This window comes from Pseudonocardia kongjuensis, from assembly GCF_039526905.1.
Lineage (GTDB): Bacteria > Actinomycetota > Actinomycetes > Mycobacteriales > Pseudonocardiaceae > Pseudonocardia > Pseudonocardia kongjuensis.
On the sequence record NZ_BAAAJK010000004.1, the window covers coordinates 360,575 to 384,809 of the forward strand.

The window sequence follows — 24,235 nt, forward strand, 5'->3', positions numbered from 1 at the left end:
GCGGGATCCTCCCTCAGCCGATGAAGCCGCGCTCGGCGAGCCAGTCCCTGGCGACCTCGCGGGCGTCCCGCCCGTCGGCCGAGACCTGGCCGTTGAGCTCCTGGACGGTGCGCTGGTCCAGCGCCGCGGCGATCGGCGCGAACACCTCGGCCACCTGGGGCGCGCGGTCGAACACGTCCTGGCGGATCGTGGGGACCGCGCTGTAGGTGATGTGGTAGCCGCGGTCGTCCTCCAGCACGGTGAGACCGAGGCCGGGGATGCGGCCGTCGGTGGCGGCGACCTCGCCGAACAGGCACACCCCGTCGGCGGTCGACTGGAAGATCAGGCCCTGCTCCAGGACGGAGATCCGCTCCCGGGGGACCTCGACGTCGTAAGCCTGCTGCAGGCCGCGCAGCCCGTCGGCCCGGGAGTGGTACTCGGTCTCCACGCAGACCGTGCCGGGCTGGCCGGACCGGACGTAGGCCGCCATGTCGCTGATCGTGCGCAGGCCGAGCCGGGTGGCCTCGGCGCCGTCGACGACGAACGCGTAGGTGTTGTCGAAACCGGCCCGGTCCAGCCAGACCACGCCGTTCTCCGCCAGGTCGCGGGTGCGCAGCTCGCGCAGCACCTCGTCGTCGGGCAGCTTGCGGGTCTCCTGCAGGAACGACGCCCACGCGGTGCCGGTGTACTCCCAGTACAGCGAGATGTCGCCGGAGAGCAGCGCCTGCCGGGTCACGTCGGAACCGCCGACGTTGCAGCGGTCGGTCACGGTCGCGCCGACCGACTCCAGCGCGGCGACGGAGATCTGGCAGAGCACGATCTGCTCGTCGAAGTTCTTCGAGCCGACGACGTAGGTCTGCCCGGTCAGGTCGACGGCCTCGGCGAGCGAGCCGGACGCCGCCCGCGGACCGCTGCCGGCCAGTCCCGCGCATCCGCCCGCCACGAGGGCGACGACGGACAGCATCGCGCCGAGCATCGCGGCCCGCCGGGGGGATCGGTCCGGATGCATCCTCACGCGGCGTCGTCCCAGGTCGCAGGTATGTTGCGGGTCAGCCGATCACGGAACGCCCCGCCGTGCAACACCGCCGCGCCACCGGTTCCGGCACCGGCCGGACGCAAACCCGGCGAACAGGACGCGGCCCCGCACACCACCCGCGGACGGGGTTGTGCGGGGCCGCGTTCGGGCCGGTGGACCGGTCAGCCGGTGAAGCCCTCCTCGGTCAGCCAGGTGCGTGCCACCTCGCGGGCGTCACGACCCTCGGACGAGACCTCGCCGTTGAGCCGCAGCATGGTCTCGTAGTCCAGCGCGGTCGAGATCGGCGCCATCACCTGACGGATCGCCTCGTTCTGGGTGTAGGTCTCCTCGCGGACGATCGGCGCCGCGTTGTAGGTGACGTGGTACCGCTCGTTGTCCTCGAGCACGGTCAGGCCGAGGCCCGGGATCCGGCCGTCGGTGGTGAACACCAGGCCGAAGGTGCAGTCGCCGTTCTGGGTGGCCTGGTAGATGGCACCGGTGGCGAGCACCTGCAGCCGGTCGGCGGGCACCTGGAAGTCGTAGGCCTGCTGCAGCCCGCGCAGACCGTCGTCACGCGAGTTGTACTCGGTCTCGACGCACACCGTGCCGGGCTTGCCCTCCCGGATGTAGGCGGCCATGTCGGAGAGCGTGACCAGGTTCTCCTCGCGGGCCCGGTCGCCGTTGACGGCGAAGGCGTAGGTGTTGTTGAAGTCCGCCTTGTCCAGCCAGACGAGCTGGTTCTCCTGCAGGTCGCGCTCGGCGACCAGGCGGTAGAGCTCGTTGTCGTCCGGGATGCGCTCGGTCTCCTGGAAGAACGACGCCCACGCGGTGCCGGTGTAGTCCCAGTAGATGTTGATGTCACCGGAGAGCAGCGCCTGCCGCGCGACGTCGGTGCCGCCGAGGTTGCAGCGCGGGGTGACGTTGCCGCCGACCGACTCCAGGGCGGCGACCGTGATCTCGCAGAGCACCAGCTGCTCGTCGAAGTTCTTGCCGCCGACGATGTAGTCGACGCCCTCGAGGTTGCCGGCGTCGGCGAGCGAGCCGCCGGAGGCCGAGGGGCCGCTGGCGTCGAGGCCGCCACAGCCGGCGAGCGCCACCGCGGTGACGGCCGCCATGGCCGTCCACGCGATGCGCCGGGATCGTCGTCCGAATCTCAAGGTGTCCTCCAGGAAGTGCGGTACTGCGAACGGCACGGAACGTCGGGGGAGATCAGGGGGGGGCTCAGCCGGCGGAGCGGCCGACCAGGTACTCGGCCAGTCCGGCCAGCCAGTCGACGATCAGGGCGAGCGCGGCCACGATCGCGGCCGCGATCAGGGTCCCGGTGGGCCGGCCGAGCTCGAGCATGCCCTTGATCGGCTCGCCGAGGCCGCCGGCGCCGATGAAGGTGGCCAGCGCCGCGGTGCCGACGTTGAGCACCAGCGCGACCCGGACACCGGCCACCATCACCGGCGTGGCCAGCGGCAGCTCGACCCGGAGCAGGGTCTGCCGGGCGGACATCCCGATCCCGCGGGCCGCCTCGATCAGCGCCCGGTCGACCTGCTGCAGCCCGACGACGGTGTTGGTCAGCACCGGCAGCAGCGCCGCCAGTGCGAGCGCGACGACGGCGGTGGTCAGCCCGAGCCCGAGCGGGGAGAACGCGAGCAGCACGATCACACCGAAGGCGGGCAGCGCCTGCATGAAGCCGGTGAAGGCGAGCACCGGCCGCTGGATCCGGCGGGCGGCCGGGCGGCTGATCGCGATCCCGGCCGGGATCGCGATCACGATCACGACCAGGGTGGACAGCCCGGTGAGGACCAGGTGCTCCCAGAGCCGGGTGCCCAGCGCCTGCGGGTTGATCACCGAGCGCTCGACCTCGTCGAGGCCGGTCGCCGCCGCGTAGCCGAAGACCAGGGCCAGGCCGAACACCGCGATCAGCGGGTTGACGATCAGCGTCTTGTCGAGCCTGCGGCGTTCCCGGCGGGGGACGTCCTCCGCCTCGACGGAGCCGGTGGCGACCTCGGGGGCCGGGGCGCTCACGACGCCGCCTTCGTCTTGAGGCCCTCGACGAGGTCGCGCCACCAGAGCGCGCCCTGCAGCTTCTGCTGGTCGTCGACGACGGCGACCAGCTCGGTCTGCGAGTCCAGCATCACGTCGACGGCGTCGTAGACGGTGCCCGAGTGCGGCACCGTGACCAGCTGCGGGAGCACCTCGGTGCCGGGGAGGTAGGCCCAGCGGACCGGGCGGCCCTCGGCGTCGGCCTCGTAGGTGGGCGAGCCGTTGCGCTCGGCGGTCCCGTCGAGCCCGACGGTCTGCAGCTCCAGCCGGGACAGCTCGAGCAGCGACAGCCGGCGCACGGCGGCGCCCGATCCGACGAACTCGGCGACGAACTCGTTGGCCGGGTGGGTGAGGATCATGTCCGGGGTGTCGTACTGCTGGAGCGTCCCGCCGGGGCCGAAGACGGCGATCCGGTCGCCCAGCTTGACCGCCTCGGTGAGGTCGTGGGTGACGAAGCAGATCGTCTTGGCGATCTGCTGCTGCAGCTCGAGGAACTCGTCCTGGATGCGCTCGCGGGTGATCGGGTCGATCGCGCCGAAGGGCTCGTCCATCAGCATCACCGACGGATCGGCGGCGAGGCCGCGGGCGACCCCGACCCGCTGCTGCTGGCCGCCGGAGAGCTGGCGCGGGTACCGATCCCGGTAGTCCTTGGGCTCCATGCCGACCAGGTGCAGCAGCTCGTCCACCCGGGCCGAGATCCGGTTCTTGTCCCAGCCGAGGATCCGCGGCACGACGGCGATGTTGTCGCCGATGGTGAAGTGCGGGAACAGGCCGACCTGCTGGATGACGTAGCCGATCCGGCGGCGCAGCTCGTCGGCGTTGACCTTGGTGACGTCGTCGCCGTCGAGCATGATCCGGCCGGTGGAGGGCTCGATCAGCCGGTTCATCATCTTGAGCGTGGTCGTCTTGCCGCAGCCGGACGGGCCGATGAACATCGAGATGGTGCCCTCGGGCACCTCCAGGTTGAGCTCCTGGACCGCGGGTGCGGTGGCCTTCGGGTAGGTCTTGCTGATGCCTTCGAGGGCGATCATGGTTTTGCCGGAATCAGACACGGATCCCCCTCGGGGTGGTGAAGCGCTGCACGAACCAGAACACGAGCTCGTAGACGGCAGCCACGACGAGGCAGCCGAGCGTGGCCGCCAGAACCTGGTTGAACGAGTTGACCGATCCGAGCCGCTGCAGGCCCAGCAGGAGCGACGAGCCGAAGCCCGGGCCGTTGATGGCCCCCGCGACGACGGCGATGCCGATGATGATGAGCACGGCCACCCGGATCCCGGACAGGATCACCGGCCAGGCCAGCGGGAGCTGGATGGTCAGCATCCGGCGGGCCGGGCCCATCCCCATCCCGCGGGCGGACTCGAGCACCGCGTCGTCGACCGAGGAGAGGCCGGCGACCACGTTGCGCAGGATCGGGTAGGTCGCGTAGATCGTCAGCGCGACCAGCGACGGCGTCGCGCCCAGGCCCAGGATCGGCTGCAGCATGCCGAACAGGGCCAGCGACGGAATGGTGAGTGCCGCCGAGCTGGCGATCAGCAATCCCTCCCGGGTGCCCATCCGCACCGGCTTGCTCCACGAGTCCGGGGTGAGCCGGTTCGTGTGCAGCAGGGTCCCGGCCGCGAGCGAGATGAGGGCGGCGATTCCGACTGCAATGCCGACCAGCAGAAAGTGCTGCTGGCCGTAGAACACCAACTGGTTCAGCTGTGTCGCGACATAGGTGAAGAAATCCACCGTGCTCCTTCCGCCCGGATCCCGTGCCCGCCGAGCGGCTCAGGCTGATCGGTCCTTCTGCGCCACTCGGCGACTGGTGCCACCGGCGTTACACCCTCCCGAACGACGTGCCGGCCTTCGGCCGCGCGCCCCCCGGCGATCCGGTACGACCTGCGGTGACCCTGTCGCCGAACGGAGCCTAGCGGGACGGGCACGGCCGGGGTAAGTCGAACGGTCCGTTCCGTGACGGCGTGGTGGCGGTTTGGAAAAACGATTCCCCGAACGGTTTCTGCAGGTCGCGCCGCGCGCGGAGGCGGCTCGCGCAACCGGCGCGGAAACAGCCGGATACGGAATCGTGACCTTCGGTGTCGGTTCGGTCGCACCCGGTGGTGACTCCGTGTACACCGTCGGCCGCAAGCGGTTACGGCGGACAGACGACGGGCTCGGCCGGTGCCCGCCCGTCGACGAGCGCCCGATCGACCACGGCGGTCACGCACGGGGTGCGCCCGTAGGCGCCGGTCCCGGCACCCTGCCAACGGACCACCCGGCCGTCGCCGAGCTGCTCGGCGGTGCGTTCGGCGCCGCTCTGCGCGGTCCGCGGATCGTGCGCGGTCCCGAGCACCAGCACCGGCGGCGGCGCGCCGCCCTGCGGCGCGGACGGCGGCACCGGGCCGCCGGAGGGCCACGGCCCGCAGGACACCAGCTGCTGCGCCGCGGCGCTGCCGAACAGCGGGAAGCGCTCCGACCAGTCCCCGGCCAGGTCGGCCGCCTCGCCGGGGGTGATCCGGACCCGGCTGTCGTTGCACCGGGTCGCCAGCGCCGCGTCGAACCGGCCCTGCGGCCCGCCCAGCGGCGCCAGCAGCCGGACCAGCCCGGCCGCGTCGCCGCCGTCCGCGGCGGCCAGTGCGGCCTGCAGCTCCGGCCAGCGCGCCGGCTGGGCCAGCACCGACCGGACGGCCCGGACGGTGGCCCCGGCGGTGACCGCGTCGCCGTCGCCGACCGGGAGCGCGGTGCGCCCCAGCCGGTCCAGCAGCCCGGTCACGGTGGCCCGCGGGTCCGGCCCGAGCGGGCAGTCCGGGCCCGCCGCGCAGGCGGTGGCGAAGGCGTCGAACGCGGCCTCGGCGGCGGCGGTGGCCGCCTCGGTGCGCGCCGGGTCGTCGAGGGTGGGATCGCCGGGGCCGTCCAGCACGACCCGGCCGACCGCGCCGGGATGCCGGGCGACCCAGCCGGCGGCCGCGTCCGCGCCGTCGCCGATGCCGAGCAGGTTCAGCCGGGCCGGGCCGAGCGCGCTGCGCAGCGACTCCAGGTCGTCGGCGGTGGAGGTGGCCCGGTAGCTGGTCAGCGTGCCGGACAGCAGCAGGTAGCAGTCCTGCACGATCGACCGGGACCGGTCGAGCAACGCCGACATCGCCGGCTCGTCCCAGCGGTCCGGTGCGGCGTCGAGCAGCGCGGCACGGGCGTCGATCGGCGCGCAGTCCAGCAGGTCCTCGCCCGCGCCGCGGCGGTCCATGCCGACCACCTGGTATGCCGCCAGCACCTCGGCGGGCATCCGGGCGGCGACCGCCGCGGCGGCCCGCGCCGAGCCGTCGGTCCCGGTGTCGCCGAGCACCACGAGTGCGGGCAGGTCGGCCGGCGCGTCCGGCGTGGTGACCCTGGTCAGGCCGAGCCGGGCCGGGCCCAGATCGGGCCGGCTCCGGTCGGCGGGCACGGTGAGCCGGCCGCAGCCGACCGCCAGCTCCCGGTCCGGCGGCACCGGCGTCCCGGCGGCGGCGAGGCCGGCCAGCACGTCGGCGGTGCAGTCGGTGAACGCCGGTCCGCCGCGGACCTCCTCGATCTCGGGCAGCGCGTCCGGATCGGCCGCGGGCCCGGCGGCGGTGGGCGGGGGAGCGGCGGGCAGCAGCTCGCCGCGCACCGCGACCGGCGGCCGCTGCGACGGCCCGACCGCGCAGCCGGCGAGCAGCGCCCCGCACAGCGTCAGGACCAGCAGCACCACCGGCACCCCGACGGGGGTGCCTCCGCACCGCTGCCGCACCGTGATCCCCCGCTCGTCGTCCCGCCGGTGCACCAGTGTGCCCGCGGCCCGGTGAGGACCGGGTGAGACCGGCGGATCAGCGCGCGGTCCAGCCGCCGTCCTGGGTGAGCGAGCCACCGGTGATCGACGCCGAGGCCGGGCCCCACAGCACGGCGGCCAGCTCGGCGGTCTCGGCGGGCTCGATCAGCCGCTTCACCGCGACCGGGGTGAGCATGATCTTCTCGATCACCTCGTCCTCGGAGATGCCGTGGGTGCGGGCCTGGTCGGTGATCTGCGCCTCGACCAGCGGGGTCCGCACGTAGGCCGGGTTGATGCAGTTGCTGGTGACGCCGTGCTCGGCGCCCTCCAGCGCGGTCACCTTGGACAGCCCCTCCAGGCCGTGCTTGGCCGACACGTAGGCCGACTTGTACGGCGAGGCGCGCAGCCCGTGCGCGCTGGAGATGTTCACGACCCGGCCCCAGCCCCGGGCATACATGTGCGGCAGCGACCGGCGGATCAGCCGGAACGGCGACTCGAGCATCAGCCGCAGGATCGCCGAGAAGATCTCCGGATCGAACTCCTCGAGCCGGGAGACGTGCTGGCGGCCGGCGTTGTTGACCAGCACGTCGACGTCGGCCGGGAGCTCCTCGACCGCGTCGAGATCGGACAGGTCGCAGGTCAGCGGCGTGATCAGGGGGGTGTCGGCGGCCAGCGCGGCGATCCGGTCCGGATCGCGGTCCACCGCGTACACCGACGCGCCGTCGGCCACCAGCCTGCGGGCCACGGCGGCCCCGATCCCGCTCCCGGCGCCGGTGACGAGAGCCTTCTTGCCGTCCAGCAGAGCACCCATGCCGCCGACCGTACGGCGCCCGGCGCACCGGTCCGCCATGAGGCGGATCACACCGGCGCGACGGGGTGTCTCAAGCGACCCGCGGGCCCCGGTCCCGGGGGCCGGAGTCGAGCTCCAGGCGGACCGCCACCGGCAGGTCCGGGAAGCCGAGCGAGTCGCGCACCTGCGGGAGCACCTCGCTGTCGAGCCGGCGGCAGATCTCGGCGACGCCGGTGTCGGCGACGTCCTCCTCCACCCACACGGTGGCCCGCACCGCGGGCGCCGACGCCCGGCCGACCATCCGGGCGCGGGCCCGGGTGACGCCGGGCAGCGCGGCGGCGCCCTCGGCGAGCGCGTCCGCGGCGGCGGCCGAGTCGATCCGGATCTCGGAGCCGGATCCGGCGTCCAGCACCAGGTCGGGCCGCGGCTCCGGGCGCAGCCCGCGGGCCGCCCAGAGCAGGCCGAGCACGAACAGCACGATCCCGGCGACGATCGCGGTCACCCGGGCCGCCGTGCCGTGCGCGACGAGGAACTCGCTGATCAGCGGGTCGAGCAGCGGGCGCTGCGGGCGGTTCTGCCCGAACACGCCGGTCACCAGCAGCACGGTGAGCACGCCGGCGGCCAGCAGCACGACGCCGAGCAGGGTCAGCCCCCAGCGGGCGCCGCCGGCCGAGCGGTACTGCGCCCGCCGGGCCGCCCTGGCCGCCCGGCGCGGGTCGGCGGGGGCGACGGTGCGGCCGCCGTCCGAGGGCTGCGGGCCACCGGAGTCGGGGCGACCGGCGTCGGTGCGGCCGTCGTCGGTGCCGCCGGCCGGGGCGGCCGGGGTGGTGTCGGTCGTCATCAGTGCACTCCCGAGCGGGTCGAGCCCGGCGTCTCGGCGGTGGCGCGCACCGTGAGCCGGGGACGGCGGGTGAGCGGCAGCGCGTCGAGCACGCCGGAGGCGGCGGTGCGGGCCTCGTCGCGCAGCGCACCGGTCTCGCCGCGCCCGCGGGCCCGGACGACGACCGAGCGGGCCGACGCGGTGACCGAGGCGGCGGTGACCGGGTCCAGTGCGCGGACCCGGCTGCCGACCAGGCGGGCCAGCACCCGCGGCGCGGTCGCGACGGTCAGGCCCGGCGACGGCGAGTCGAGCGCGACGTCGTGCCGGCGGGCCAGCAATCCGATGACCAGCAGCAGCACGCCGGCGACGATCGCGGCGACCGCGATCCACAGCACCGGCTGCGCGGTCCAGAGGGTGTTCTCGGCGGTGCCGCGCCAGTCCCGCCACGGGACGAGCAGGCCGGAGCCGGTCCCGGGGCTCACCCAGGCCGCCACGACCTCGGTGACGACCAGCGCGCCGAGCCCGGCGAGCGCCAGGCTGACCAGGGGCGCGAGCACGCGGAGCAGGACACGCACGGTGTGCCACCTGCCTTTCTGGGTCGGGGAGGGCGGGTCAGCGGACCCGGGTGGTCTCGGGCCCGGTGGCCCGGTCGGCCTGCAGCGCGTCCACCTCGACGGTGAACCCGCGCAGCCGGCGTCCGGTCATCCGGCGCAGGTCGGCGGCGACCCGCTCGCGCACCTCGGCGACGGCCGCCCGGACCGGGCCGGGGTAGACCAGCGTCAGCCGCAGCCGGACGTCGATCTCCTCGGCGGAGCGGGTGGTGATCCGGGCGCTCGGCCCGGACTCGCCCATCCCCAGCCCGGCCACGGTGCGGGCGCGGTGCCGGGTCGCCGGTGCGGTGTCGGCGGCGTACTCGACGATCTTCTTCAGGACCGCCGGGTCGATGTCGAGTGAGCCGCGGTCGTCCGGCTCGGGCAGCTCGGTCACGGTGCGGTCACCGGTCGCGGCCGCGGCCGAACACGCCGCTGATGTCGAGCTCGCCGTCGAGCACGCGCCCGGCCAGCAGGCCGATGACGCCGAGCACGAGGGTGATGACGAAGGCCAGGAATCCGGCGGTGGAGCCGGCGACGCCGAGCAGGAGACCTGCCAGCAGGCCGGTCTGGGTGGCGTTCATGTCGTTTCCTCCGAGACGGGCACCCGTGCCGTGTGACCGGCGCCGGTGCCGGGGTTCAGGGCTCGCTTCGGTCGGTCCGGCCGGGCCGGTCGACCCGGGGATGTGTGCGGCGGCGCACGGTGCGGATCAGCGCGACCAGCACCCGGGTCGGCAGCGGCAGGTCGGGGACGATCTCGATCGGCGCGTCGTAGCGCCGGTCGTCGTACCGGTCGTGGGACCGGCTCCCGGCGCCCGCGTCCGGATCGTGCCCGGCGGCCAGCGCCCGGTACCGGGCCAGGCCGGCCCGGAACACCTCGGGATCGCCGCCGCGGTCGGGATGGTGGGTGCGGACGAACGACCGGTACGCCGCGCGCTGCTCGGGCGTGAGCCCGGCCCGGCCGTCCCGAGCGTCCATCCGTACCTCCGTGCCGCGGGTCATCGGGCGCCTGCCGGGTCCCCGGCACCGCCGGCACCGGGGCCGACCGGGCCCAGCGGGACGACGTCGGACACCGTGACGTCGACCGGCGTCGCACCGACCAGCGGCGTGACGGTCCGGCGCAGTGCTGCGACGGTATCCGGGATCGGCCGGTCGAGGTGCAGCACCACGCCGATCTCCACCGGCTCGCCCGGTCCGCCGACGTGCACCCCGACCAGTCGCCGGCCCGGCAGCCAGGTCGCGACGGCGCCGAAGATCCCGCCGTCCAGCCGGACGACCGAGGGATGCGCGGCGACCGCCTCGGCGACCAGCTCGGCCAGCGCGGCCGGTTCCGGGTCGGCAGCGAGCCCGGCCGCACCGGCGGCCGGGGCCGGACGGCCGGTGACCACGGCCGCGGGGGAGGCGGGGGACTCGGGCACCGTCGTCACTCCACGACGCGGCCGGTCGGCGCGGGCGCGCGGTCGGCGGGGGCGTCGGCGTCGTCGTCACCGGCCAGGTGGATGTCGTTCACCGAGATGTTGACCTCGATGACCTCCAGCCCGGTCATCCGCTCGACGGCGCCGATCACGTTGCGGCGCACCGCCTTCGACAGCTCGGAGATGGCGACGCCGTACTCCACGACGAGATCGAGGTCGACCGCCGCCTGCTTCTCGCCGACCTCGACGGCGACCCCGGCGACGTTCGACGCGCCGGTGGCGCTGCCGCCCGGGATGCGCTCGCGCAGCGCGCCGAACGCGCGGGACGCGCCGCTGCCCATCGAGTGCACGCCGGCGACCTCGCGGGCGGCGATCCCGGCGATCTTCTGCACGACCGACGCGGCGATCGAGGTCTTGCCCTGGGTGGTGTCGTCGCCGATCTTCGCCGGGCTCGCGCCGGAGGTGGTGGCGGGGCTGCTGGAGGTCATCGTGGTGCTCCTCTCGCGGCGGCCCCGGGCGTGGCCCGGGCCGCCGGCTCGTCCTGCGGTCCCTCGTGTGATGCCCAACGCGCGGCGGGCCTCACGGGACTTCACTCGTTCGGCGGACGTGTGGCCCTCCGGTAGTGCAGCAGCAGGGTCCCGTCGGGCGCGGCGAGCTGCCCGACCAGCTCCATCCGGCGCAGCGGGACGGCGTCCGGGCCGCCGGCGATCCGGCCGGCCGGGCCGCCGGCGAGCACCGGCACCAGGGTGAGCCGCAGCTCGTCGATCGCGTCCGCGGCGACCAGCGCGCCGAGCAGCGTGGGGCCGCCCTCGCACAGCACCTCGCGCAGGCCGCGCCTGCCCAGCTCGGCCAGCAGCGTGCCGGGCGCGAGATCGGCCAGCGCGACCACCTCGGCTCCGGCCGCGGCCAGGGCGGCCCGCCGGGCCGCGGGCGCGGCGGCGGTGGTGAGCACGATCGGCGCCGTGGTGGTGTCGGTGAACAGCGGCGCCGCCGGATCGAGCGCGGCCGACCCGGTGACCACCGCGACCGGCGGGGGCGGCCCGGGATCGGCACCGTCCGGGCCGGGCCGGCGCGGACGCACGCCCCGGTAGTTCTCGTCCCGCGCGGTGCCCGCGCCGACCAGCACGACGTCGGCGGCCCGGCGCACCGAGCGGAACAGCTCGCGATCGGCCGGGGTGCTCAGCCCCTGCGAACCGCGCCCGCCCGCGGCGACCGCGCCGTCCAGCGAGGTGACCATGATCGCGGTGACCCGTCGGCCGTTCCGGTGTCGCTGCACGTCGTGAGCATGCCGGGTGCCCGTGGCGTGATCAGGACGTGGCCCACGGGGTGTTCTGTCGTAGGTCAGGCTCACTTATGGTGAGCGGAGCCGCGCCAGACGGGTGCGCACCGCAACCACGCGCAGGGAGACCGCAGCCAGGTGAACGCGATCCGCGTCCGATCCCGTCCGACGGGGCCTCCGGCGCCACCGAAGCGCTCGTTGCGGCGCAGACGGCTGATCGGCCTCGCCGGCCTGACGGCGGCGGTGCTGGCCGCCGTGCTGGCCAGCATCGCGATCGGCACCAAGGTCATCCCGCTGAACGAGGTGGTCTCGGCGCTGGTCGCCCCCACCGGCAGCGAGAACGACGTGGTGGTGCGCGCGCTGCGGATCCCGCGGACCGCGCTCGGGGTGCTGGTCGGGATGGCACTCGGCCTGGCCGGTGCGCTGGTGCAGGGCTTCACCCGCAACCCGCTCGGCGATCCCGGCCTGCTCGGGGTGAACGCCGGTGCCGCGTTCTTCGTGGTGGTCGGCATCTACGTCTTCGGCGTCACCTCGCTGTTCGGTTACGTCTGGTTCGCCTTCGCCGGGGCGCTGGTCGCCAGCGTGGTGGTGTTCGTGATCGGCACCCGGGCGCCCGGCGGGGCCACCCCGGTCACCCTCGCCCTCTCCGGGGCCGCGGTGACCTTCCTGCTCAGCGCGCTGACGTCGTCGATCGTGCTGCTCGACGAGACCAGCCTGGACGCCTACCGGTTCTGGAGCGTCGGTTCGCTGGCCGGGCGGGACGCGGCCGTCGGCGGCCAGGTGGTGTGGTTCATCGTCGCCGGCGCGATCCTGGCGCTGGCCAGCGCGCCCGCGCTGAACGCGCTCTCGCTGGGCGACGACGTGGCCACCTCGCTGGGGCACTCGGTGCGCCGGACCCGGATCGTCGGCGTCGTCGCGATCACCCTGCTCGCCGGCGCCGCCACCGCGGCCTGCGGGCCGATCGTGTTCCTCGGCCTGATCGTGCCGCACGTGGTGCGCGCCTTCACCGGCCCCGACCACCGCTGGCTGCTGCCCGCGTCCGCGCTGGCCGGTGCGGTGCTGCTGCTGCTCGCCGACGTCGTCGGCCGGGTCGTCGCCCGGCCCGGTGAGCTGCAGGTCGGCATCGTGGTCGCGCTGATCGGCGGGCCGTTCTTCATCGCGCTGGTGCGCCGCCGGAAGCTGGGGGCGGTGTGAGCGCGACGACCGGGTCCCGCCCGGCCCCGCCCGCGGTGCCCGGCCGGCGCCCGATCCGCTACGGCCGGTTCTCCGGCGTGCTGCGGGTCCGCCCGCTCGTCGTGCTGCTGGTGTGCGCGGTGGTGCTGCTGCTCGCGGCCGCGGCGAACATGGGCCGCGGCGACTACCCGATCGCGATCACCGACGTGCTGGCCACCCTGTTCGGCGGCGGCGACGCCGGCCAGCAGCTGGTGGTGCTGGAGCTGCGGCTGCCGCGCACCCTGGTCGGTGCGCTGGTCGGCGGCGCGCTCGCGGTGTCCGGCGCGATCCTGCAGTCGATCGCCCGCAACCCGCTGGCCAGCCCGGACATCATCGGCGTGCAGTGGGGGGCCAGCGCGGCCGCGGTGTTCGTGATCGTGCTGGGCGGTGGCGCGGTCGGCGTCGGCGGGATGTTCGCCTCGCTCGGCATCCCGCTGGCCGCGCTGGCCGGCGGGCTGACCAGCTCGCTGGTCGTCTACGTGCTGGCCTGGCGGCGCGGCATCCAGGGCTTCCGGCTGGTGCTGATCGGGATCGGCATCCAGGCCGTGCTGGTCGCCGCGGTGCAGTGGCTGCTCACCGTCGCCCAGATCTACCAGGCCGCGCAGGCCCAGGTCTGGCTCAACGGCAGCCTGAACGCCCGCAGCTGGAACGAGGTGGTGCCGCTCTCGATCGCGATGGCGGTGCTCGTCCCGGCCGCGCTGATCCTGGCGCACCTGCTCGGCGGCCTGCGGTTCGACGACGACACCGCCCGCGGCCTGGGCATCCGGGTCAACGGCGCGCGCACCGGGCTGCTGCTCGTCTCGGTCGGGCTCGCGTCGGTGGCGACCGCGGCCGCCGGGCCGATCGCCTTCGTCGCGCTGGTCTGCCCGCAGATCGCCCGGCGGATCTGCCGGGTCGGGAGCCCGCCGATCGCGGTGTCGATGATGCTCGGCGCGGCGCTCACCGTGCTCGCCGACCTGATCGCGCGCACCGCGCTCGGCTCGATCGAGCTCCCGGTCGGCATCGTGACCGCGGTGCTCGGCGCGCCCTACCTGCTGTACCTGCTCGCCCGCTCCCGTCAGGAGGCCCGCGCATGACCGCGCATCTCGAGGCTCGGACCACCACCGGGGGCGACCCGGTCGATCCCGACGTCGTGCGGCTGCGGGCCGAGGGCGTGGAGCTCGGCTACGGCGACCGCACGATCGTCGAGAACCTCGATCTCGACGTGCTGCCCGGCCGGGTCACGACCGTGATCGGCCCGAACGGCTGCGGCAAGTCCACCGTGCTGCGCGCGCTGGGCCGGCTGCTGCCGACCCGGTCCGGCCAGGTGCTGCTGGACGGCAGGCGGATCGACCGGACGCCCACCAAGGAGGTCGCCCGGGTGCTCGGCGTGCTGCCGCAGTCGCCGCTGGCACCGGAGGGGCTGACCGTCGGCGACCTGGTGGCGCGCGGGCGGCACCCGCACCAGGCGTGGTACCGCCAGTGGTCCGGCGACGACGAGCGCGCCGTCGCGGACTCGCTGGCCTGGACCGGACTGTCCGATCTCGCCGACCGGCCGGTGGACGAGCTCTCCGGCGGGCAGCGGCAGCGGGCCTGGATCTCGATGGCGCTGGCCCAGGAGACCGACCTGCTGCTGCTCGACGAGCCGACCACCTTCCTCGACCTGGCGCACCAGGTCGACGTGCTGGAGCTGGTCCGCAGGCTGCAGTCGGAGGCCGGCCGCACGGTCGTCATGGTGCTGCACGACCTGAACCTGGCCGCCCGCTACGCCGACCGGCTGATCGCGATGAAGGACGGCCGGATCGTCGCCACCGGGACCCCCGCCGAGGTGGTCACCGAGGAGCTGCTCGCCGAGGTCTTCGGCCTGCGCGCCCGGGTGCTGCCGGACCCGGTCACCGGGACGCCGCTGGTGGTGCCGGACGCCGGTCCGTCGCTGCACGCACCGGGCCCGGTGGCGCAGGGCTGAGGACCACCCCTGCCGTCAGCACGATGATCAAGCAGGTGGACACTGCTCCCGGCTGGAACGGGCGAAGGGGGCACACGTGGACGAATGGGAACAGACACTGGGCGCGGGGCCGCTGCTCGGCATAGCCGCGGCGGCGATCGCACTGATCCTGGTGCTGATCATCCGGTTCCGGGTGCACGCCTTCCTCACCCTGATCCTGGTCTCGCTGCTGACCGCGCTGGCCACCGGCGTCCCGCTGGGCGCGGTCGTCGACGTCCTGACCGACGGCCTGGGCGGCACGCTCGGCGCGGTCGCCCTGCTCATCGCGCTCGGCGCGATGCTCGGCAAGCTGATCGAGCACTCCGGCGGGGCGAAGGTGCTCGCCGAGTCGCTGGTCGACCGGTTCGGTGAGCAGCGCGCCGTCCTCGGGCTGAGCCTGGCCTCGCTGCTGATCGGCTTCCCGATCTTCTTCGACGCCGGCCTCGTGCTGATGCTGCCCATCATCTTCGCGGTCGCCCGCCGGGTCGACGGCGGCCGCAACGTGCTGCTCTACGGCATCCCGGCGGCGGCCGCGTTCTCGGTCATGCACGTGTTCCTGCCGCCGCATCCCGGCCCGGTCGCCGCGACCGACCAGTTCGACGCGAACCTGGGCCTGGTGCTGCTGATCGGCCTGATCATCGTGCTGCCCGTCTGGTGGCTGGCCGGCTACCTGTGGGGCACCTGGATCGGCCGCCGGATCGTGCACCCGGTCCCGGCGCTGTTCGGCACCGTCGACGACGACCAGCCCACCGACCCGCCGCGGCTGGGCACCGTGGTGCTGCTGCTCGCGCTGCCCATCCTGCTGATCCTCGGCAACACCGGGCTGGACGCGCTCGCCCAGGTCGGCGTGGTCGACGCGGACGCGGGCTGGGTGCAGTTCCTGAGCATCCTCGGCTCGTCCGGCATCGCGCTGCTGATCGGCGTGTTCGTCGCGATGATCGTGCTCGGCAGCCGCCGGGGCACCGACAAGAACGCGATGGAGAAGCTGCTCGAGTCCTCGCTGGGCCCGATCTCGTCGGTCGTGCTGATCACCGGCGCCGGCGGGATGTTCGGCGGCGTGCTGCGCGCGTCCGGGATCGGCGACGCGCTGGCCGACGCGCTGGACGCGGTCGGCCTGCCGGTGATCGTGGCGGCCTACGTGATCGCGGTGGTGCTGCGGGTCGCGCAGGGCTCGGCGACGGTGGCGCTGGTCACCTCGGCCGGCCTGGTCGCGCCCGCGGTGCTGGCCGGCGGGTTCAACTCGGTCGAGGTGGCCTGCATCGTGCTGGCCACCGCGGCCGGCTCGGTGTTCGCCGGGCACGTCAACGACTCCGGATTCTGGCTGGTCGGACGCCTGATGGGGCTCGACGTGGCGACCACGCTCAAGACCTGGACGGTGCAGCAGACCATCCAGTCGGTGGTCGGGTTCGCCGCGGTGCTGCCGATCTTCCTGCTGGCGGGTGCCGTCGGCTGATCCGCGGTCGGGCAGGATCGGGCGGGTGAGCCCGCACGACCCTGCCGACCGTCCCGCCGACCGTCCGCCGTACCTCGCGACCCGCGCCGTGCACGCCGGGAACGACGTCGATCCCGGCACCGGGGCGATCCGCCGCCCGATCGTCGCCGCGAACTCCTACGCGCTGCCCGACGACCCGTCCGAGCTGGACTGGTCGGGCACCGGCACCCGGCTCTACACCCGCAACGGCGGGGCGAACCAGGCGTGGCTGGAGGAGAAGCTGGCCGCGCTGGAGGACCCGTCCGGGGTGTCGCCGGGCGGCTGCGCGGCGGTCGCGCTGGCCTCCGGCGTGGCGGCGCTGCACGCGGTGCTGTTCACCTTCCTGCGCACCGGCGACCACGTGGTGAGCTCCGACGTCACCTACGTCGCCACCCACCGGCTGCTCACCGAGCTGCTGCCGGACCGCTACGGCATCACCGCCACGCTGGTCGACTCCGCGGACCCGGAGGCGGTGCGGGCGGCGATCCGGCCGGAGACCCGGCTGGTGCACGTCGAGACCCCGGCCAACCCGACGACCCGGATCACCGACGTCGACGCGGTCGCCGCCGTCGCGCACGAGCACGGCGCGCTGCTCAGCGTGGACGCCACGTTCGCCACCCCGGTGCTGCAGCGGCCGCTGGAACGCGGCGCCGATCTCGTCGTGCACTCGCTCACCAAGTACGTCAACGGCCACGGCGACGCGATGGGCGGGGCGGTGCTCGGCAGGCGCGAGCTGGTCGACCGGATCCGGGCCGACGCGATGGTCGACGCCGGCGGCGTGATCAGCCCGTTCAACGCCTGGCTGATCATGCGCGGCTCGGTGACGCTGCCGATGCGGATGCGCGCGCACTGCGACGCCGCGCTGCAGGTCGCCCGGTTCCTGGACGGCCGCCCGGAGGTCGCCTGGGTGGCCTATCCCGGGCTGCCCTCGCACCCGCAGCACGAACTCGCCGCCCGCACCCTGGACGGCGGCTTCGGCGGGATGCTCGCCTTCGCCCTGGACGGGCCGCCGGAGCTGCAGAACCGGTTCGTCGCGAACCTGCGGATCATCACCTCGGCGGTGTCGCTCGGCCACGACGAGTCGCTGATCGTGCACGTCGGCGCCGGGTCCGAGGGCCGCGCCGCGCACTTCCCGCCCGAGTTCCGCCGCTACGGCCACCTGCGCTTCTCGGTCGGCCTGGAGGACCCGCGCGACCTGGTCGCCGACCTGGAGCAGGCGCTGGCCGCGCTCAGCCGATGAGCGACCGGCCCACGATCTCCTTCATGATCTCGTTCGTGCCGCCGTAGATCGCCTGCACCCGGGAGTCGACGAACGCGCGGGCGATCGGGTACTCCAGCATGTAGCCGTAGCCGCCGTGCAGCTGCACGCAGCGGTCGACCACCCGGTTCTGCAGGTCCGAGCACCACCACTTGGCCTTCGCCGCGTCCGGCACGGACAGCTCGGTGGTGACGTGCTCGCGCAGGCACCGGTCCACGAACACCCGCGCGATCGACACCTCGGTGTCCATCTCCGCCAGCTCGAAGCGGGTGTTCTGGAAGTTCGCCACCGGACGCCCGAACGCCTTGCGCTCCTTGGTGTACTCCAGCGTGAGCCGCAGCGCGGCCTCGGCGCCGGCCACCGAGGCGACGGCGATCGACAGCCGCTCCTGGGCGAGGTTCTGCATCAGGTACACGAAGCCCTGGCCGGCCTCGCCGAGCCGGTTCGCGTCCGGCACCCGGACGTCGGTGAAGCTCAGCTCCGCGGTGTCCTGGGCCTTCATGCCGACCTTCTTGAGCCGCCGTCCGCGCTCGAAGCCGGGCATCCCGCGCTCCACGACGAACAGCGTGAAGCCCAGGTGCTTCGCGTCCGGGTCGGTCTTCGCGACGACGATCACCAGGTCGGCGAGGATGCCGTTGGTGATGAAGGTCTTGGAGCCGTTGAGGATCCAGTCCCCGTCGGCGTCCTGCTTCGCGGAGGTGGCGATGCCCTGCAGGTCGGAACCGGTGCCCGGCTCGGTCATCGCGATCGCGGTGATCAGCTCGCCGGAGCAGAACCCGGGCAGCCAGCGCTGCTTCTGCTCGTCGGTGCACAGCCGCAGCAGGTAGGGCGCGACGACGTCGTTGTGCAGCGGGTAGCCGACCCCGCTGGTGCCGGCGGCGACGATCTCCTCGTCCAGCACGGCGTTGTAGCGGAAGTCGTCGACCCCGCCGCCGCCGTACTCCTCGGGGACGGCCATGCCGAGCAGCCCGGCGGCACCGGCCGCGGTCCAGATCGACCGGTCGACCTGGCCCTCGTCCTCCCACCGCTCGTGGTGCGGGGTGATCTCCTTCGCGATGAAGGTGCGACACAGGTCGCGGAACGCGTCGTGTTCGTCGTCGAAGATCTCGCGCTGCATGGCGGTGAGTGTCACATACCCGTCGGTAACAACGGGAGTCTCCACGGGCCGTCGGTGACCCCCGAGTGCCGTAGGGTGCGCGCGTGCACCTCGTCGACGCTGTCGCCAACGTCTGGGACCGGACCGTCGTCGGGCATCTCGCCGATCTCGAACGGATGCCGCGCGAGGCCGTCGTCGGCTCCCCGGCCGGGATCCTGTACCGCTACCGGCCGCTGTCCGGGGTGGACGCCCACGACGGCGCCCCGGTGCTGCTCGTGCCGCCGCTGGGCGCCCCGGACTTCGCCTACGACCTGCGGCGCGGCTGCTCGCTGGTGGAGCACCTGCTGCAGCAGGGGCGCACCGTCTACCTGATCGACTACGGCCCGAAGTCGTTCTCCGACCGGAGCCTGGGCATCGAGCACTGGGTGGACGACCTGCTGCCGTCCGCGGTCCGCGAGGTCGCCGACGCCGAGGGCTCCGACGTGCACCTGGTCGCCTGGTCGCTGGGCGGGATCTTTGCGCTGCTCACGGTCGCCGCCGCCGTGCAGTCCCGGGCGCCGCTGCCGGTGCGCAGCGTGGCCGCGATCGGCACCCCGGTCGACATCTCGCGGGTCCCGCTGGTGGCGCCGCTGCGCCCGCTCGCCGAGGTCGCGGGCGGCCGGATGGTCTCCTCGATCTACCGCGGCATCGGCAGCTTCCCGGCGCCGGTGGTGAGCTGGGCCTTCCACCTGACGGCGGTGGACCGGCTGGTCACCCGTCCGCTCGCGGTGCTGTCCCGGATCGACGACCGGGACTGCCTCGCCCAGATCGAGGCCGTCGACCACCTGATGGCCAACATGCACGGCTACCCGGGCCGGGTGTTCGGCCAGATCTTCCACCTGCTGCTGCGCAACAACGACCTGGCCTCCGGCGGGCTGCGGCTGGCCGGGCGCGACGTCGAGCTGTCCGACGTGGACGTGCCGGTGCTGGTCGTCGCCGGCCGGGACGACGTGATCGCCCCGCTGAAGGCGGTCCGCAGCGCGGTGCCGCTGCTCTCCGGCAGCCCGGAGGTGCGGTTCACCACCGCGCCGGGCGGGCACCTCGGCGTGCTGACCGGGCGGCGGGCCCGGACCACCACCTGGCCGGAGCTGGACCGGGCGCTCGCCGACTGGGACGACGACGCGACCGGCAGCAGCACCGGCTCCGGCGACGCGGTCGCCGGCGGCTGACCCTTCCCGCCCGGCCCGGCCTTGACCGCGTCGGTGCGAAGTGATTTAGTCACTTTATGAATTCGGGGCAGATGGCGGGGCAGCTGTCGCTGTCGGAGCGGCTCGCCGACGACATCATGCGGATCATCCGGGTCGAGGGGCTCGGCCCGGGCGACCAGCTGGCGTCCTCCCGCGATCTCGCCCGCCGGTTCGAGGTCACCACCCCGACCGTGCGCGAGGCGCTGCGCCGGCTGGAGGCCACCGGTGCCGTCGAGTTCCGGCACGGCTCGGGCACCTACGTCGGCCCCGGCGCCGACCGGCGCCTGCTGGCCAACCCGCACGGTCCCGCCGCCACCCGGGAGAGCGTGCTGGAGCTCGTCGAGGCCCGGCTGGTCCTCGAACCACCGATCGCCGCCGCGGCCGCCCGCACCCGGGACGCCGAGGGGCTGCGGCTGATGGAGCTCAGCGTCACCAACGCGCTGCACCCGCCGCAGGGCGATCTCCGTCCCGCCGTGCACTTCCACGTCGCGCTCGCCGCCACCAGCGGCAACGCCGTGCTGCGGGAGACCGTGCAGGCGCTGCTCGACGTCCGCGCCCGGGACCAGATCGAGATCCGGCACCGCTACGACGACCGCGAGCGCGACCACGCCGAACACGTCCGGCTGCTCGACGCCGTCCGCGCCGGCGATCCGGAGCTGGCCGCGTCGCTGACCGCCGAGCACCTGGCCGCGATCCGCTCGGCGGTCGGCGGCTGAGCCGCACCGGCCGACGGCCGGAGCACCCGCACCCCGTCCCGCACCAGCGACGGCGCCGACCGGTGCCGCCGCCCCCCGCCCTGCCCGGACCACCCGGGCGGGCCGAACCGGGCGTCGACGACGCCGTCCGAAGGGAGCCGGTATGCCCGGAACGAGGAGAGCACGGTTGCTCGCGCTCGCCGCCTGCCTGTCCGTCGCGGTGGCGGGGGTGATCGGCACCGCCGCGACGGCGTCCGCGGGGGAGCGGCCGCCGCCGCGCAGCCCCGGCTGCGGCACACCCGCGCCGCAGCAGCCCGGCACCAGCGTGGACCGGACCGTCCGCTCCGGCGGGCTGGACCGCGCCGTCCGGCTGCACCTGCCGCCGGGCTACACCGCGGACCGCGCGTGGCCGGTGGTGCTGGTCTTCCACGGCCGCGGCAACAGCGGCCCGACCACCGAGGAGTTCAGCGAGCTGTCCGCGCTGCCCGCGATCCTCGCCTACCCGGACGGCGTGCCCGGCGGCGAGGACCGCCGGGCCTGGCAGGGCGCCCCGTACTCGGCGCCGGGGGTGGACGACGTCGCCTTCACCGGCGACCTGCTCGACGAGCTCGAGTCCACGCTGTGCGTCGACACGAAGCGGGTCTACGCGACCGGGAAGTCCAACGGCGGCGGGTTCACCGAGATCCTGGCCTGCCGGCTCGCCGACCGGATCGCCGCGTTCGCCCCGGTCGCCGGCGCGTACTACCGGGCGGGGGAGCCGCCCTGCGAGCCCGGCCGGGCGGTGCCGGTGCTGTCGTTCCACGGCACCGGCGACGTCACGATCCCCTACGCCGGCGACGCCGCCCGCGGGCTCCCCGCGATCCCGGACTGGGTGGCCGGCTGGGCGGACCGGAACTCCTGCGCGCCGCAGCCGGCGACCCGCCGGATCGAGCCGGACGTCACCGTCTCGACCTGGTCGGGCTGCGACGACCGGGCGCGCGTCGAGCACGTCGCGATCGACGACGCCGGGCACACCTGGCCGGGCGCGACGCTCTACAGCGGCGGCGGCAGCACCACCTACACGGTGCGGGCCACCGACCTGATCTGGGACTTCTTCAGCAGGCACCGCCTGCGCTGAGGCCCACCGCGCGGTGCTGAGGGGTCACCGCGCGGATGTGCGCCCGGGGACGTCGGGGAACAATCGCGACCATGCGGTATCTCGACGTCCCCGGGCCCACCCGTACGCCGTGGTCGGTGATCGGCCTGGGCACCTGGCAGTTCGGCTCCACCGAGTGGGGCTACGGCGCCGGGTTCGACGGCGAGGCGGCGCGGATCGTCGCCCGCGCCCGGGAGCTCGGCGTCACCGTGTTCGACACCGCGGAGGTCTACGGTTTCGGGCGCAGCGAGCGGATCCTCGGCGAGGCGCTGCGCGCCTGCGGCGGCACCGACGACGTCGTGCTCGCCACCAAGTTCCTCCCGCTGCTGCCGCTGGGGCCGGTCCTCGAACAGCGCGCGGTCGCCTCGGCCGCCCGGCTCGGCGTGTCCTCGATCGACCTCTACCAGATCCACAAGCCGCATCCGCTGCTCGGCGACAGCTCCGCGATGCGCGGGATGGCCGCGCTGCAGCGGATCGGGCTGGTCGGCGCGGCCGGCGTCTCGGCCTACCCGATGGCCCGCTGGCGCACCGCCGACGCCGCGCTCGGCGCCCCGGTGCACGCGAACCAGGTGGAGTTCAGCCTGCTGCGCCGCGAGCCGGCCGCCGAGCTGGTGCCGTTCGCGGTCGAGCAGCGCCGGGTCGTGATCGCCTACAGCCCGCTCGCCCAGGGCCTGCTGACCGCCCGCTACGACGAGACGAACCGGCCGTCGAACGCGGTGCGGCGCAACACCGCCTGGCTCCCGGAGAACCTGCGGGCGCTGCGCCCGCTGCACGACGCGCTGCGCGACGTGGCGTCCGGGCACGACGCGACGCCGGCGCAGGTCGCGCTGGCCTGGGTGGTGCACCACCCGAACACGGTCGCGATCCCGGGTGCGTCGAGCCTGGCGCAGCTGGAGTCCAACGTGGCGGCCGCCGCGATCACCCTCACCGCCGACGAGCACGACGGCCTCACCGCGGCGGCCGCGGCCGTGCGGCGGACCCTCGGGCCGCGCGCGCTGCCCGCCCTCGCCCGCGACCTGACCAGCAGCGGAAGGGGACCGTTCGGTCGCATGACGGTGTGACGTAGACCGGGTGAAAACCGTGCGCGTCGCAAACGAGAGAGGTCTATCGTCGCCGTCATGGTGACGCTCGTCCCCTCCGTATCCCGTGCGGCGCACGACACGGCAGTGGCGGAGCTGCGCCGGCGGCGGTCCGGCGCCGGGCGGGTGCAGCTGGGCAAGCCGTCGTCGAACCTGTTCCGGTTCGGCGACCGGGACACCGGCCGCGGCGCCACCCGGCTGGACACCTCCGCGCTGGACGGCGTGCTCGCCGTCGACCCGGTCGCGCGGACCGCCGAGGTCCAGGGCATGGCCACCTACGAGACCATCGTGGACGCCACGCTCGCGCACGGACTGATGCCGCTGGTCGTCCCGCAGCTGAAGACGATCACGCTCGGCGGCGCGGTGACCGGGCTCGGCGTGGAGTCGACGTCGTTCCGCAACGGGCTGCCGCACGAGTCGGTGCTGGAGATGGACGTGCTCACCCCGGCCGGGGAGCTGCTGCACGTCACCCCGGACGGCGAGCACGCCGACCTGTTCGCGGCCTTCCCGAACTCCTACGGCACGCTCGGCTACGCGCTGCGGCTGGTCGTCGAGCTGGCGCCGGTGCGCCCGTTCGTGAAGCTCACCCATCACCGGTACCCGACCGCGGACGCCGTCGCGGCCGGGATCGAGGAGCTGGCGGGCTCCGGGGCGGACTTCCTCGACGGCGTGGTCTTCGGCCCCGGCGAGCACTACCTGAGCGTCGGCGAGTTCGTCGACGCCCCGATGCCCGGCGCCCGGATCTCCGACTACACCGGCCAGGAGGTCTTCTACCGGTCGCTGCAGCGCCGCCCGGTCGATCACCTGACCACGCACGACTATCTCTGGCGCTGGGACCCGGACTGGTTCTGGTGCTCGCGCGCGTTCGGCGTGCAGCACCCGCTGGTGCGCCGGTTCTGGCCGCGCCGGTACCGCCGGTCCGACGTCTACCGCAGGCTGGTCGCGCTCGACCAGCGCTACGGCGCGTCGAACCGGGTCCGTAGCGCGATCGGCGTCCCGACCGAGGAAATGGTCGTGCAGGACGTCGAGATCCCGGTCGAGCGGCTCGCCGAGTTCCTCGCGTTCTTCCACGCCGAGGTGGGGATCGCCCCGGTGTGGCTGTGCCCGCTGCGGCTGCGCGGCGAGCGGTCCTGGCCGCTCTACCCGATGGAGCCGGGCCGGCTCTACGTCAACGTCGGCTTCTGGTCGTCGGTGCCGGAACGCCCCGGTGACCCGTGGGCGCACAACCGGCTCGTCGAGGAGTGCGTCGCGCGGCTGGGCGGGCACAAGTCGCTGTACTCGACCGTGCACTACGGCGAGGACGAGTTCTGGGCGCACTACAACGGCGAGGCGTACCGGGCGGTGAAGCAGCGGTACGACCCGGCCGGGCAGGCGCCCGACCTGTACCGCAAGGTGACCGGCCGCTGAGGGGATGCCGCGGT

Annotated in this window: 26 protein-coding genes; 10 read left to right on the forward strand and 16 right to left on the reverse strand. The window is 74.3% G+C overall.

Annotated elements, in window-relative coordinates:
- Window positions 1-13: 13 nt before the first annotated feature.
- From ABD160_RS05855 to ABD160_RS05925, 15 genes are all read right to left on the reverse strand, one after another.
- On the reverse strand, window positions 14-988 hold the full coding sequence (locus ABD160_RS05855; protein ID WP_344019353.1) for a glycine betaine ABC transporter substrate-binding protein: 975 nt from the start codon (window positions 986-988) through the stop codon (window positions 14-16).
- A 188-nt stretch (window positions 989-1,176) separates the two neighbouring features.
- On the reverse strand, window positions 1,177-2,109 hold the full coding sequence (locus ABD160_RS05860; RefSeq protein WP_344019081.1) for a glycine betaine ABC transporter substrate-binding protein: 933 nt from the start codon (window positions 2,107-2,109) through the stop codon (window positions 1,177-1,179).
- Between the two features lie 106 nt (window positions 2,110-2,215).
- Window positions 2,216-3,010 carry an ABC transporter permease gene (locus ABD160_RS05865; protein ID WP_344019083.1) on the reverse strand — a complete coding sequence of 265 codons (795 nt, stop codon included), beginning with the start codon at window positions 3,008-3,010 and terminating at the stop codon, window positions 2,216-2,218.
- The gene (locus ABD160_RS05870; RefSeq protein WP_344019085.1) at window positions 3,007-4,059 is read right to left on the reverse strand and encodes an ABC transporter ATP-binding protein; all 1,053 of its coding nucleotides are present in this window, start codon (window positions 4,057-4,059) and stop codon (window positions 3,007-3,009) included. Before ABD160_RS05870 ends, ABD160_RS05865 begins: the two co-directional genes overlap by 4 nt.
- A gap of 13 nt (window positions 4,060-4,072) precedes the next feature.
- Window positions 4,073-4,756 (reverse strand): ABC transporter permease, encoded by a 684-nt coding sequence (locus tag ABD160_RS05875; RefSeq protein WP_344019086.1) that lies wholly within the window; start codon window positions 4,754-4,756, stop codon window positions 4,073-4,075.
- Between the two features lie 400 nt (window positions 4,757-5,156).
- Window positions 5,157-6,725 carry an alpha/beta hydrolase gene (locus tag ABD160_RS05880; RefSeq protein WP_344019089.1) on the reverse strand — a complete coding sequence of 523 codons (1,569 nt, stop codon included), beginning with the start codon at window positions 6,723-6,725 and terminating at the stop codon, window positions 5,157-5,159.
- Between the two features lie 118 nt (window positions 6,726-6,843).
- Window positions 6,844-7,596, reverse strand: coding sequence for an SDR family NAD(P)-dependent oxidoreductase (locus ABD160_RS05885; protein WP_344019091.1), 753 nt, complete (start codon window positions 7,594-7,596; stop codon window positions 6,844-6,846).
- A gap of 70 nt (window positions 7,597-7,666) precedes the next feature.
- Window positions 7,667-8,416, reverse strand: coding sequence for an Asp23/Gls24 family envelope stress response protein (locus ABD160_RS05890; RefSeq protein WP_344019093.1), 750 nt, complete (start codon window positions 8,414-8,416; stop codon window positions 7,667-7,669).
- On the reverse strand, window positions 8,416-8,970 hold the full coding sequence (locus ABD160_RS05895) for a DUF6286 domain-containing protein (protein WP_344019095.1): 555 nt from the start codon (window positions 8,968-8,970) through the stop codon (window positions 8,416-8,418). Before ABD160_RS05895 ends, ABD160_RS05890 begins: the two co-directional genes overlap by 1 nt.
- A gap of 37 nt (window positions 8,971-9,007) precedes the next feature.
- Window positions 9,008-9,382 (reverse strand): Asp23/Gls24 family envelope stress response protein, encoded by a 375-nt coding sequence (locus tag ABD160_RS05900; protein WP_344019098.1) that lies wholly within the window; start codon window positions 9,380-9,382, stop codon window positions 9,008-9,010.
- 7 nt (window positions 9,383-9,389) lie between these two features.
- Entirely contained in the window at window positions 9,390-9,569 is a 180-nt protein-coding gene (locus ABD160_RS05905) for a hypothetical protein (protein WP_344019100.1), read from the reverse strand.
- A 55-nt stretch (window positions 9,570-9,624) separates the two neighbouring features.
- Window positions 9,625-9,963 (reverse strand): hypothetical protein, encoded by a 339-nt coding sequence (locus ABD160_RS05910; RefSeq protein ID WP_344019102.1) that lies wholly within the window; start codon window positions 9,961-9,963, stop codon window positions 9,625-9,627.
- A gap of 20 nt (window positions 9,964-9,983) precedes the next feature.
- Window positions 9,984-10,403 carry a hypothetical protein gene (locus ABD160_RS05915; protein WP_344019104.1) on the reverse strand — a complete coding sequence of 140 codons (420 nt, stop codon included), beginning with the start codon at window positions 10,401-10,403 and terminating at the stop codon, window positions 9,984-9,986.
- Window positions 10,404-10,408: 5 nt separating this feature from the next.
- Window positions 10,409-10,888, reverse strand: a complete 480-nt coding sequence (locus ABD160_RS05920) for an Asp23/Gls24 family envelope stress response protein (protein ID WP_344019106.1) — start codon at window positions 10,886-10,888, stop codon at window positions 10,409-10,411.
- Window positions 10,889-10,989: 101 nt separating this feature from the next.
- On the reverse strand, window positions 10,990-11,676 hold the full coding sequence (locus ABD160_RS05925; protein ID WP_344019109.1) for a dihydrofolate reductase family protein: 687 nt from the start codon (window positions 11,674-11,676) through the stop codon (window positions 10,990-10,992).
- 201 nt (window positions 11,677-11,877) lie between these two features.
- On the opposite strand from ABD160_RS05925, the gene ABD160_RS05930 reads away from it, so the two are divergent.
- From ABD160_RS05930 to ABD160_RS05950, 5 genes are all read left to right on the forward strand, one after another.
- The gene (locus tag ABD160_RS05930; protein ID WP_344019111.1) at window positions 11,878-12,873 is read left to right on the forward strand and encodes a FecCD family ABC transporter permease; all 996 of its coding nucleotides are present in this window, start codon (window positions 11,878-11,880) and stop codon (window positions 12,871-12,873) included.
- Entirely contained in the window at window positions 12,870-13,967 is a 1,098-nt protein-coding gene (locus ABD160_RS05935) for a FecCD family ABC transporter permease (RefSeq protein ID WP_344019113.1), read from the forward strand. The genes ABD160_RS05930 and ABD160_RS05935 overlap by 4 nt, the downstream gene beginning before the upstream one ends.
- A complete protein-coding gene (locus tag ABD160_RS05940) occupies window positions 13,964-14,836 on the forward strand; it encodes an ABC transporter ATP-binding protein (protein ID WP_344019115.1) in 873 nt (290 codons plus the stop codon). Before ABD160_RS05935 ends, ABD160_RS05940 begins: the two co-directional genes overlap by 4 nt.
- Window positions 14,837-14,912: 76 nt before the next feature.
- The gene (locus ABD160_RS05945; RefSeq protein ID WP_344019118.1) at window positions 14,913-16,307 is read left to right on the forward strand and encodes a GntP family permease; all 1,395 of its coding nucleotides are present in this window, start codon (window positions 14,913-14,915) and stop codon (window positions 16,305-16,307) included.
- A gap of 25 nt (window positions 16,308-16,332) precedes the next feature.
- A complete protein-coding gene (locus ABD160_RS05950) occupies window positions 16,333-17,565 on the forward strand; it encodes a trans-sulfuration enzyme family protein (RefSeq protein ID WP_344019120.1) in 1,233 nt (410 codons plus the stop codon).
- Here the strand turns inward: ABD160_RS05950 and ABD160_RS05955 are convergent.
- Window positions 17,555-18,700, reverse strand: a complete 1,146-nt coding sequence (locus ABD160_RS05955) for an acyl-CoA dehydrogenase family protein (RefSeq protein WP_344019355.1) — start codon at window positions 18,698-18,700, stop codon at window positions 17,555-17,557. The genes ABD160_RS05950 and ABD160_RS05955 overlap by 11 nt on opposite strands.
- A gap of 83 nt (window positions 18,701-18,783) precedes the next feature.
- Here ABD160_RS05955 and ABD160_RS05960 point away from each other — a divergent pair, with 83 nt between their 5' ends.
- From ABD160_RS05960 to ABD160_RS05980, 5 genes are all read left to right on the forward strand, one after another.
- On the forward strand, window positions 18,784-19,887 hold the full coding sequence (locus ABD160_RS05960; protein ID WP_344019122.1) for an alpha/beta hydrolase: 1,104 nt from the start codon (window positions 18,784-18,786) through the stop codon (window positions 19,885-19,887).
- Window positions 19,888-19,958: 71 nt separating this feature from the next.
- Window positions 19,959-20,621, forward strand: coding sequence for a FadR/GntR family transcriptional regulator (locus tag ABD160_RS05965; RefSeq protein ID WP_344019124.1), 663 nt, complete (start codon window positions 19,959-19,961; stop codon window positions 20,619-20,621).
- Between the two features lie 142 nt (window positions 20,622-20,763).
- Window positions 20,764-21,717, forward strand: coding sequence for a CE1 family esterase (locus ABD160_RS05970; RefSeq protein ID WP_344019126.1), 954 nt, complete (start codon window positions 20,764-20,766; stop codon window positions 21,715-21,717).
- Window positions 21,718-21,788: 71 nt separating this feature from the next.
- Window positions 21,789-22,796, forward strand: coding sequence for an aldo/keto reductase (locus ABD160_RS05975; RefSeq protein ID WP_344019128.1), 1,008 nt, complete (start codon window positions 21,789-21,791; stop codon window positions 22,794-22,796).
- Window positions 22,797-22,853: 57 nt separating this feature from the next.
- Window positions 22,854-24,221, forward strand: coding sequence for an FAD-binding oxidoreductase (locus ABD160_RS05980; protein ID WP_344019131.1), 1,368 nt, complete (start codon window positions 22,854-22,856; stop codon window positions 24,219-24,221).
- The last annotated feature ends 14 nt before the right edge of the window (window positions 24,222-24,235 follow it).

What these genes read in the sequence shown, in the direction of transcription:
- ABD160_RS05855 (WP_344019353.1), bottom strand. Translation starts at nt 988, where the DNA reads ATGCATCCGGACCGATCCCCCCGGCGGGCCGCGATGCTCGGCGCGATG.
- ABD160_RS05860 (WP_344019081.1), bottom strand. Translation starts at nt 2,109, where the DNA reads ATGGCGGCCGTCACCGCGGTGGCGCTCGCCGGCTGTGGCGGCCTCGAC.
- ABD160_RS05870 (WP_344019085.1), bottom strand. Translation starts at nt 4,059, where the DNA reads ATGATCGCCCTCGAAGGCATCAGCAAGACCTACCCGAAGGCCACCGCA.
- ABD160_RS05885 (WP_344019091.1), bottom strand. Translation starts at nt 7,596, where the DNA reads ATGGGTGCTCTGCTGGACGGCAAGAAGGCTCTCGTCACCGGCGCCGGG.
- ABD160_RS05890 (WP_344019093.1), bottom strand. Translation starts at nt 8,416, where the DNA reads ATGACGACCGACACCACCCCGGCCGCCCCGGCCGGCGGCACCGACGAC.
- ABD160_RS05905 (WP_344019100.1), bottom strand. Translation starts at nt 9,569, where the DNA reads ATGAACGCCACCCAGACCGGCCTGCTGGCAGGTCTCCTGCTCGGCGTC.
- ABD160_RS05910 (WP_344019102.1), bottom strand. Translation starts at nt 9,963, where the DNA reads ATGGACGCTCGGGACGGCCGGGCCGGGCTCACGCCCGAGCAGCGCGCG.
- ABD160_RS05920 (WP_344019106.1), bottom strand. Translation starts at nt 10,888, where the DNA reads ATGACCTCCAGCAGCCCCGCCACCACCTCCGGCGCGAGCCCGGCGAAG.
- ABD160_RS05940 (WP_344019115.1), top strand. Translation starts at nt 13,964, where the DNA reads ATGACCGCGCATCTCGAGGCTCGGACCACCACCGGGGGCGACCCGGTC.
- ABD160_RS05955 (WP_344019355.1), bottom strand. Translation starts at nt 18,700, where the DNA reads ATGCAGCGCGAGATCTTCGACGACGAACACGACGCGTTCCGCGACCTG.
- ABD160_RS05965 (WP_344019124.1), top strand. Translation starts at nt 19,959, where the DNA reads ATGGCGGGGCAGCTGTCGCTGTCGGAGCGGCTCGCCGACGACATCATG.
- ABD160_RS05970 (WP_344019126.1), top strand. Translation starts at nt 20,764, where the DNA reads ATGCCCGGAACGAGGAGAGCACGGTTGCTCGCGCTCGCCGCCTGCCTG.
- ABD160_RS05975 (WP_344019128.1), top strand. Translation starts at nt 21,789, where the DNA reads ATGCGGTATCTCGACGTCCCCGGGCCCACCCGTACGCCGTGGTCGGTG.
- ABD160_RS05980 (WP_344019131.1), top strand. Translation starts at nt 22,854, where the DNA reads ATGGTGACGCTCGTCCCCTCCGTATCCCGTGCGGCGCACGACACGGCA.